Origin of the sequence: Streptomyces sp. NPDC059371 (genome assembly GCF_042751995.1) — a bacterium.
Lineage (GTDB): Bacteria > Actinomycetota > Actinomycetes > Streptomycetales > Streptomycetaceae > Streptomyces.
Genome location: NZ_JBHYXD010000026.1, coordinates 85,726 through 93,384 on the forward strand (window position 1 = coordinate 85,726; position 7,659 = coordinate 93,384).

Here is a 7,659-nt window from a genome sequence, read left to right on the forward strand (position 1 = left end):
CGCACCGTCCGTGGACGGTGCGGGCCTTCACGTATGCCGGCTCCCCGGCGGTGTCCGGCGGCCGCTACTGCTGCGGGGGCGCCGGAGGCGGCGGGTTCTGCCCCTGGTTCGGCTGGTACTGCTGACCGGGCTGGTAGGGCTGACCCGGCTGGTACTGCTGACCGGGCTGAGGCGGCTGCGGCTGCGGGTAGCCCTGTCCCGGCGCCTGCGGATAGGGCTGACCGGGCTGCGGCGGGTAGGGCTGTCCCGGCCGGCCGTACAGCTCCTCCTGCTGGGGCTGGGGCTGGGGCTGCGGCGGGGCCTGACCCGGCGCGGGCTGTCCCGGAACGTGCTGCCCGGGAACGTACTGACCCGGCATCGGCGGCGCGGCCACCGGCGGCGGGTTGCCGTCGTTGGTCCACAGCCCGTGCGACTGCTGGTGCCGCGCGAAGTCCTCGGCCACCATCGCGGAGAGGTGGAAGTACGCCTCGCGCACCTTGGGCCGCATCATGTCGAGGTCGACCTCGGCGCCGGCCGACAGGTGCTCGTCGAACGGCACGACCACGACACCGCGGCAGCGCGTCTCGAAGTGGCTGACGATGTCGTCGACCTTGATCATCTTGCCGGTGTCGCGCACGCCGGAGATGACCGTGATCGACCGCGCCACGAGATCCGCGTACCCGTGCGCAGACAGCCAGTCCAGCGTCGTACTGGCGCTGCTCGCCCCGTCCACCGACGGCGTCGAGATGATGATGAGCTGGTCGGCGAGGTCCAGCACCCCGCGCATGGCGCTGTACAGCAGACCCGTGCCGGAGTCGGTCAGGATGATCGGGTACTGCTTGCCCAGGACGTCGATCGCGCGCCGGTAGTCCTCGTCGTTGAAGGCCGTGGACACGGCCGGGTCGACGTCGTTGGCGATGATCTCCAGCCCGGAGGGCGCCTGGGAGGTGAACCGCCGGATGTCCATGTACGAGTTGATGTACGGGATCGCCTGCACGAGGTCACGAATGGTGGCGCCGGTCTCGCGACGCACCCGGCGGCCGAGCGTGCCGGCGTCCGGGTTGGCGTCGATGGCGAGGATCTTGTCCTGACGCTCGGTGGCGAGCGTGGAGCCGAGCGCCGTCGTCGTGGTCGTCTTGCCGACACCGCCCTTGAGGCTGATGACGGCGATCCGGTAGCAGGACAGCACCGGAGTGCGGATCAGCTCCAACTTCCGCTGCCGCTCGGCCTCTTCCTTCTTGCCGCCCAGCTTGAACCGGGACTGCGCGGCGGCCGGACGGCCGCTCTTGACCTTCTGCCGCTTGTTGTTGAGCAGCCGGTCGGAGGACAGCTCCACGGCCGCGGTGTAACCGAGCGGGGCCGCACCGGGGTTGGTCGGCTGCCGCTGATCGTGCCGCACGGGCTGCGGCCAGGCGGTACCGGTCCGCGGGTCCACGGGGGCGGTCGGGGCGGCGGGCTGCTCCTGCACGGGCGGCGGGCCCGGCTGGTACGGAGGCTGCTGCTGAGCCGGTGCCGGTGCCGGGTGGGCCGGGGCGGCCTGCGGCTGCGCGAGGTCGTAACCGGGCTGCGGGGCGGGCGAGTCGGGCGCCGGCTGCGGGAATCCGTAGCCGGGTGCCTGCGGGGCGGCGGGGTGGGCTGCCTGCTGGTCCTGGGGTGCGGTGCCGGGCTGGGGGAAGCCGTAGCCCGGGGTCGGCGCGGGCTGGGCCGGGGCCTGCGACTGCGGGAACCCGTAGCCCGGCTGAGGGGCGGGAGCGGGAGCGGGCGTAGGGGCAGGAGCGGGGGTCTGCGGCGGCACCGCGTCCGGCGCGGGCCGGGGGGCCGGGGCGGGCTGCGGGAATCCGTAGCCGGGTGCCTGTGGGGCGGCGGGGTGGGCTGCCTGCTGGTCCTGGGGTGCGGTGCCGGGCTGGGGGAAGCCGTAGCCCGGGGCCGGCGGGGTCGCGGGAGCGGGCGCGCCGGGCTGCGGGAAGCCGTAGCCGCCCTGCGGAGCGGGCGCCGGGTCCTGGGCGCCGGACTGCGGGAACCCGTAACTTCCCGGCTGCGGCGCGGCCGGGGCGGGCGCTGCCGCGGGCTGGGCCTGCGGGGGAGCCGGCACGGCCTGCGGCGCCGGGGGCTGGAAGGGCTGGCCGGGGGCCGGTGCCTGTGCGGCCGGGGGCTGGAAGGGCTGGCCGGGGGCGGGAGCAGGTGCCGGCGCGGGGGCCTGGAAGGGCTGGCCGGGGGCCGGTGCGGCAGGGGCCTGGAAGGGCCGGCCCGGAGCCGGAGCCACGGGTGCCTGCTGCGGCATCGGCGCCTGGTGCGCCTGGTGCGGTACCTGGCCCTGCGGGGCCGGCGCGGGTTCCGTCGTGGCGGGCCACTGCGGGGCCGGCGCGGGTGCCGCGGGCTGGTAGGAGGGCGGCAACGGCGGCAGCCCACCCTGCGGCAGCGGCGGCGGAGCCCAGGCGGGAGGCGCGTCCTGCACACCCTCGGGCTCGTGCGGCCGGACCACGGGCACCGCGTTCTGGGGCTCGCTGTCCCGAGGCCCCGTGTCCTGAGGCTCGCTGCCCTGGAACGAGGCGTCCTGGAGCTCGTACTCGGCGGCGTCGTGCGCACCCGGGTCCGTACCGGCGTCCGTACCGACATCCGTACGGACTGCGCCGTCGGTCTCGGCCGGGGCGGCGGCCGGTGCCCCGGGGGACTCGGAGCCGGCGGGAGCGGCGACGGCGTCGGCCGAGGCGGCCACCGGCACGTCGGTCACGCCCACGCGCTGGGACTGGGAGGCCGCCTCGAGCGACTGATAGGCGAGCACGGGATCGACGACGGGCACGGGGGCGGGCTCGTCCACGGGCTGGGCGGGAGCCACCTGCCCGGACCGGTCGGCGTCGTCCGGCTGGACCAGGGCCAAGGCCACGGGCGCGCCCGCAGCCTCGGCCGCGTCCTCGCCGGGCACCGTGCCCGCGTCGGCCCGGTCGTCGCCTTCCGCGGAGGTGTTCCCGGCTTCGGCCGGGCCATCGGTCCGGGCGTCCTCGCCGCCGGCTGCCGCGACGGGCGCCTCCGCGGCCCCGGCGTCCTCGGAAGCGGTCCGCTCCGCGATCTCACGCTGCAGCGCGACGGCGGAGAACCGCATGGTCGCGCCGCTCTCGAGGTCGCCGTTCCCGGAATCCCCTGCGTCGGAGGCGGTGCCGGGAACGACGGCGGCCGGAGCGGTGGGTGTCCACGGCGCGGGGAACCCGCCCGCGGGGAGGTTCGGCAGAGCGGTCGGGCCGCCGACTTCGCCGACCGGAGCCGTAGCGGGCGCCGTCGCGGGCGCGTGAGGCGGTACGACATGGGGCGGTGCGGCAGGCGGCCGGACGTCCGCGGGCCCGTCCTCGGGACCGGTGACGGGCGCCGAGCCGGTCACCGGAGCCGCCGTCGGCCCGTCCCCGGCGGCAGGCGCGTCCTCCGAGTCACCCGTAGGCACCGCAGCCTCGGAACCCGGCGACTCCTGCCGCTCCCCGGCGTCCTTCACTCCTTCGGCATCCCTCGGACCGTCGGACTCCCCGGAGCCCTCCGGGCCCACCGGACCGTCCGAGTCCCCCGAGTCGCCCGTGCCCCCCGTATCCCCGGAACCGTGCGAGGCGTTCTGCGTGTACCAGGCCGGCGGCGCGTAGTCGATGGTGAACTCGCCCGTCGTCTCGACGGCGGACTCGGCGTCGGACTGGTCATCGCCGGGCGTGGCCCAGCCCCCGCGGATCCCGTCCCGATCGCTGTTCACAATTCCTCCTGGTGTGGTCGAGCACCCGCAAGCCGTGCCGGGTCGACCGTCTGCTTGTCGTCCGTTGACGTCCACGGACGACCGAGGCCGCCCGAAGTCCGTACGAGACCGCCCGAATTGACCGGCTCCCCGGATAACGCGAGCCCCCCGTCCACGGGTTCAGGCGTCGCGCCCGGTCCCAGCCTAATCACCATGACTGTTCGCGGGGCAGGCCCGTCCACCGCACCGCGGCAGCCCGTTACGGCACACCCTGCCCAGAAGTGGCCTACGCACGCTCACCATTCACCCCGAAAGCGGACAAACAATGGCACCCGGAAGGCCACTTGCGGTACGGCCGGGCAGACAAAAGGGCCGCCGCGGAAGACTCTCCGCACCGGCCCCGGTTCCCGATGTCCCGCTACTCCGTCGGCAGACCACCCGCGTGCGGAGCCGGCTCCAGATCGAACTCGCCGTCCCGCGCGCCCAGCACGAAGGCCCGCCACTCCGCCTCCGTGTACCGCAGGACCGTCCCCGGGTCGAGGGAGGACCGCATGGCCACCGCGCCCTCGGGCAGGTGGGCGATCTCGACCCGCTCCTCGTGCTCCTCGGTGCCCGGCGCGCTCTGCCATTCGGCGCCCGAGATGTCGAGTGCGTAGAGCTCGTCCTTCTCCCGCTCCTTGCGCGCCCTGACGTCGTTCTCCGCTTCCTCGGCCATGTTCCGCCGGCCCCTTCCCCACGTATGAATGACCTCTGCCGTCACCCTAGTGGCCTGGTCCACGCCGTCCGGGAAGGTTCGCGGACCCGGACAGACGTATCCGGCCAGGCTGGTACCCTGTGAAACGGCCGTTTGTGTACGCACCCCCGGAGCGCTGCTCTGGAGGCCGCGCCCAGCGGATCCCCGCCTTCCGAGTCACGGAAGCTCCCCTGAGAATTCGACCAGGGGCACTCGGTGGCAGACACGAGACTACAAGGAGTAAGCGTGCCGCTTGACGCCGCTACGAAGAAGCAGCTCATCAGCGAGTTCGGTCAGAAGGAGGGCGACACCGGCTCCCCCGAGGTCCAGGTCGCCATGCTCTCGCGCCGCATCTCGGACCTGACCGAGCACCTCAAGACCCACAAGCACGACCACCACTCCCGCCGTGGTCTTCTGATCCTGGTCGGCCAGCGTCGCCGCCTGCTTCAGTACCTGGCCAAGAAGGACATCCAGCGCTTCCGTGCGCTGGTCGACCGCCTGGGCATCCGCCGCGGTGCGGCCGGCGGCGCCAAGTAGGACGCCGTGAAGGGAGCGGTTCCCACATCCTGGGGACCGCTCCTTTTGCTGTATGTGCTGCCGAGGGAGCTCTCTACGTGCGGAGTGTCACCGACGCTTTGTAGTGTGGTAGCACAACGCAATACGCAGGAAACAGCACGTACGAACACAGCGTGACGACGCCGTACCCGCCGGGTAGGGCATCTCACGACAACGAACGAGGAGAAGCGCGCCTCATCGCCGCCGGTCCTCGGTAGTGGCCCCCGGGCGACAGAGCCCCGGGTGCTTCGATCGAAGACCGGCCCGCACGAGAAGGAGCGCCTCTCCGCCACCGTCCCCCTGCCACACGGGCAGGACGGGACGAAGACGAGGAGAAAACGCTAGTGGAGAACGAGACCCACTACGCCGAGGCCGTTATCGACAACGGTTCCTTCGGCACCCGCACCATCCGCTTCGAGACGGGCAGGCTGGCCAGGCAGGCCGCCGGCTCCGCCGTCGCGTACCTGGACGACGACACCATGGTGCTGTCGGCCACCACCGCTTCGAAGAAGCCCAAGGACCAGCTCGACTTCTTCCCCCTGACGGTGGACGTCGAGGAGCGGATGTACGCCGCGGGCAAGATCCCCGGCAGCTTCTTCCGCCGTGAGGGCCGTCCCTCCGAGGACGCGATCCTCACCTGTCGTCTGATCGACCGCCCGCTGCGTCCGTCCTTCAAGAAGGGCCTTCGCAACGAGATCCAGGTCGTCGCCACGATCATGGCGCTCAACCCCGACCACCTGTACGACGTCGTGGCGATCAACGCCGCCTCCGCGTCCACGCAGCTCGCGGGTCTTCCCTTCTCCGGCCCGGTCGGCGGCGTCCGCGTCGCGCTGATCAACGGCCAGTGGGTCGCGTTCCCGACGCACACCGAGCTCGAGGACGCCGTCTTCGACATGGTCGTCGCCGGTCGCGTCCTGGAGGACGGCGACGTCGCGATCATGATGGTCGAGGCCGAGGCCACCGACAAGACGATCACGCTCGTCCAGGGTGGCGCCGAGGCGCCGACCGAGGAGGTCGTGGCCGCCGGCCTCGACGCCGCGAAGCCCTTCATCAAGGTCCTCTGCAAGGCGCAGTCGGACCTCGCCGCCAAGGCCGCCAAGCCGACCGGCGAGTTCCCGATCTTCCTGGACTACCAGGACGACGTCTTCGAGGCCCTGACCGCCGCGGTCAAGAGCGAGCTCGCCCAGGCGCTCACCATCGCCGGCAAGCAGGACCGCGAGGCCGAGCTGGACCGCGTCAAGGAGATCGCCGCCGAGAAGCTGCTCCCGCAGTTCGAGGGTCGCGAGAAGGAGATCTCCGCCGCGTACCGCGCGCTGACCAAGAAGCTCGTCCGCGAGCGCGTCATCAAGGACAAGGTCCGCATCGACGGCCGCGGCGTCACGGACATCCGTACGCTGGCCGCCGAGGTCGAGGCCATCCCGCGCGTGCACGGCTCGGCGCTGTTCGAGCGTGGCGAGACCCAGATCCTGGGCGTCACCACCCTCAACATGCTCCGGATGGAGCAGCAGCTGGACACCCTCTCCCCGGTGACCCGCAAGCGCTACATGCACAACTACAACTTCCCGCCGTACTCCGTCGGTGAGACCGGCCGCGTCGGCTCCCCGAAGCGCCGCGAGATCGGCCACGGCGCGCTCGCCGAGCGCGCGATCGTGCCGGTCCTGCCGACCCGCGAGGAGTTCCCCTACGCGATCCGGCAGGTGTCCGAGGCCCTCGGCTCCAACGGCTCGACGTCCATGGGCTCGGTCTGCGCGTCCACGATGTCGCTGCTCAACGCCGGTGTGCCGCTGAAGGCCGCCGTCGCGGGCATCGCCATGGGCCTGATCTCCCAGGAGATCGACGGCCAGACGCACTACGTCGCCCTCACCGACATCCTCGGTGCGGAGGACGCCTTCGGCGACATGGACTTCAAGGTCGCCGGCACCAAGGAGTTCGTGACCGCCCTCCAGCTCGACACCAAGCTGGACGGCATCCCCGCCTCCGTCCTGGCCGCGGCCCTCAAGCAGGCCCGCGACGCCCGCCTCCACATCCTCGACGTGATGATGGAAGCGATCGACACGCCGGACGAGATGTCCCCGAACGCCCCGCGGATCATCACCGTCAAGATCCCCGTGGACAAGATCGGTGAGGTCATCGGCCCCAAGGGCAAGATGATCAACCAGATCCAGGAGGACACCGGCGCCGACATCACGATCGAGGACGACGGCACCATCTACATCGGTGCCGCCCAGGGTTCGCAGGCCGAGGCCGCGCGCGCCACGATCAACTCGATCGCCAACCCGACCATGCCGGAGGTCGGCGAGCGCTACCTGGGCACCGTCGTGAAGACGACGACCTTCGGCGCGTTCGTGTCGCTGCTCCCGGGCAAGGACGGTCTGCTGCACATCTCGCAGATCCGCAAGCTCGCAGGCGGCAAGCGCGTGGAGAACGTCGAGGACGTTGTCGGCGTGGGCTCCAAGGTCCAGGTCGAGATCGCCGAGATCGACTCCCGCGGCAAGCTCTCCCTGATCCCCGTGATCGAGGGCGAAAGCGACGATGAGAAGAAGGACGACACCGACCAGTGACGTCGAGTAGCTCCACGACGACGGCCCGCCTTTTCGCGCTCGGAGCGGGCCCGGCCCCCCACCCAAACCACCCCCACAGCGGCAACCCCCCCGAGGCGCCGCGCCCCAAAACCCCCCCACCCCCC

General features: G+C 72.1%; 4 protein-coding genes. 2 read left to right on the plus strand and 2 right to left on the minus strand.

The annotated features are described in order from the left end of the window. Positions 1–64: 64 nt before the first annotated feature. On the minus strand, positions 65–3,706 hold the full coding sequence (locus tag ACFXGX_RS17525) for an SCO5717 family growth-regulating ATPase (protein ID WP_384791363.1): 3,642 nt from the start codon (positions 3,704–3,706) through the stop codon (positions 65–67). A 397-nt stretch (positions 3,707–4,103) separates the two neighbouring features. After that, positions 4,104–4,400 (minus strand): DUF397 domain-containing protein, encoded by a 297-nt coding sequence (locus ACFXGX_RS17530; protein ID WP_384791366.1) that lies wholly within the window; start codon positions 4,398–4,400, stop codon positions 4,104–4,106. A gap of 264 nt (positions 4,401–4,664) precedes the next feature. Here ACFXGX_RS17530 and rpsO point away from each other — a divergent pair, with 264 nt between their 5' ends. Together rpsO and ACFXGX_RS17540 are read left to right on the plus strand one after the other, a co-directional pair. Then, the gene (gene rpsO / locus ACFXGX_RS17535) at positions 4,665–4,955 is read left to right on the plus strand and encodes a 30S ribosomal protein S15 (protein WP_081219736.1); all 291 of its coding nucleotides are present in this window, start codon (positions 4,665–4,667) and stop codon (positions 4,953–4,955) included. A gap of 362 nt (positions 4,956–5,317) precedes the next feature. Next, complete coding sequence (locus ACFXGX_RS17540; RefSeq protein WP_384791370.1) at positions 5,318–7,534, plus strand: polyribonucleotide nucleotidyltransferase; 2,217 nt, start codon at positions 5,318–5,320, stop codon at positions 7,532–7,534. The last annotated feature ends 125 nt before the right edge of the window (positions 7,535–7,659 follow it).